Here is a 1,935-nt window from a genome sequence, read left to right as displayed (position 1 = left end):
AAAACCAACAAAACGGCGGCCCCGCCACTTGCACAACTCGGACTTCATAGTCGTCACGGATCACGCGGTCGCCGCGAGCGATCCTCCACTTCAATAACCACGACTCGGCGACTCGTCGTGCATCCGATTGTTATCCGACAAACTCCGTTCTAGATCCACGGTGTGTCGCGCGCAACTTGTCGACGAACTTTTTGAGTGTCGGAGCGACCTCATGAAGTCGTGTAGGATCATCCGGATCCTCCGGGATTGTTTCGTGATTCCATGTGTAAAGCCAAAGTCGTTCGTCGCGTCCAGGGAAGTTCAGCAAGAAAGCCGTATCGCCCAATGGTTCTTCCACTAGAGCGACGGGAATGGAGAATCTGGGAAGGAAGTCGCGGTATCGCAGGATAGTATCAGTAAGTTCCCAAAATTCGCCGGTTTGAATTCCGAGAAAGCGATGGACTTCGATACACACATCCTTGTTTTCGTACCAACTTGATCCGGGAACGCCGCCGTTCTTCCAAAGCAGCATCGCTGCGTGCTGGGGCGAAATCTCGTAGAGTAAATCGCAAACAGTTCCTATCTTCAAACGGGTTCCCTGTTCAGTAAACGACAACGTCGGCCACTTCCATTTCTGCTTGAATGAACGTCGGAATTGGTACTCGTTGCCAGCAATTGCCATGTGAATTCTGAATTCGGATAACGCCGGCCGTCACCGAGGACGGGCGAAAAACTTACCACTTCAAAACCGTCGACTCCCGTCCTTCGCGTGCACGGCATGGTTCCGCCTAACGCAATAGACCTGAATATTCAGAGAAATGCTGAGCGATTCTTCCGCTCACAGCTTCTTCCGAAACCAGCAATTGATTCACGCGCGATCGTTCATCGTCTAGCCCATTATAGTCCTCGGAATCGACGATCTGCGAAAGCAGTTTATTCAATTCGGAAACGAGCTTGTGCCACCGCAGTACATCTGCTTCGAGTGCCGGGTCGATATCATGCGTTCGAGTAACAAATTCGTCCAGCGCCGGGGTCAGCATTGCGTAATGAACTTGAAGCGACTTGGCATTGCGTTCATTCCGCGATGCATCTGGCAATGCTTTCGCCGCGGCAACAGCTGCTTCCGAGGCAGCATTGTACGCGGCAAACACTTCCTTGAAAGATTCGAAATCAGCTGATGTGTCTGGCGTTGATCTAACGCATCCGCCTGCAATCAACGCGCATCCAAAAACGCCAGAAATCATCCAACGATGATGCGTAGAAGATAGCATATCAGTAGCAGAAGTTGGTCGAGGATTGGCGGAACGTTGGTGATAACGGGGTCGCGGCCAAACATCGTAAACTCAGGAAACAGCAGCGTGCGCGACTCCCGTTCATCACATGGTTCGTCAGGCTACGATTGCCGCCGGCTAGAAGTTGGACGGTCGTAATCTATTGTAGCAATCCTTGCATGGTGATGGGTGTCAATGTCAAGCGGGATTCCGATATCAAACCGTGATCACCAATACGATCAACTGGCGACAGAGGTTCCGTGGCCAATGGATGGGCCGGTACGTGAATCAATACGGTAAGCCAGGAGTGACAACCAAACCGCAACATCAGGTACGATCAACAGGCGACTACTGTTCCGTTGCCAATCAATGGGCCCCTACGTGAGGCATCCGGCACGACGAAAGTTACATGCGTTGCGAACAACCAAGCCATCATCCGATTGGAAAAGATGATCTATCAAACCGCGACATCAAGTGCGATCAACAGGAAACAGAGGTCGCGTCACGAAGCGATGGGCCATGTTCCAGCCACAACGACAGGCGTCGGATCTGATCCGCTGGCGAAGGTGAATGAACCAACGAACGTGACTTAGCACGACGAACGTTGGTGATAACGGGGTCGCGGCCAAAAATCGTGAACTGAGGAAACAACAGCGCCCGCGACTCCCGTTCACCACATGGTTCG

Annotated in this window: 3 protein-coding genes; all 3 read right to left on the bottom strand. The window is 52.2% G+C overall.

The genetic code is table 11. From position 1 onward, the window contains the following. Positions 1-130 precede the first annotated feature (130 nt). On the bottom strand, positions 131-661 hold the full coding sequence (locus FYC48_RS23145; RefSeq protein WP_149499176.1) for a hypothetical protein: 531 nt from the start codon (positions 659-661) through the stop codon (positions 131-133). Positions 662-767: 106 nt separating this feature from the next. Continuing rightward, a complete protein-coding gene (locus tag FYC48_RS23140) occupies positions 768-1,223 on the bottom strand; it encodes a hypothetical protein (RefSeq protein WP_149499175.1) in 456 nt (151 codons plus the stop codon). A 507-nt stretch (positions 1,224-1,730) separates the two neighbouring features. Next, on the bottom strand, positions 1,731-1,935 hold a 205-nt coding region (locus FYC48_RS28500; protein WP_235034385.1), incomplete at its 5' end, for a hypothetical protein.

It is taken from the genome of Roseiconus lacunae (assembly GCF_008312935.1).
Classification (GTDB): Bacteria; Planctomycetota; Planctomycetia; order Pirellulales; family Pirellulaceae; genus Stieleria; species Stieleria lacunae.
Note: the sequence above shows the minus strand (reverse complement) of the source record. Positions and strands in the feature narration are given on the sequence as shown.

Bases quoted from the DNA above. Each gene is read 5' to 3' on its own strand.
- FYC48_RS23145 (WP_149499176.1), bottom strand. From the start codon at position 661: ATGGCAATTGCTGGCAACGAGTACCAATTCCGACGTTCATTCAAGCAG.
- FYC48_RS23140 (WP_149499175.1), bottom strand. From the start codon at position 1,223: ATGATTTCTGGCGTTTTTGGATGCGCGTTGATTGCAGGCGGATGCGTT.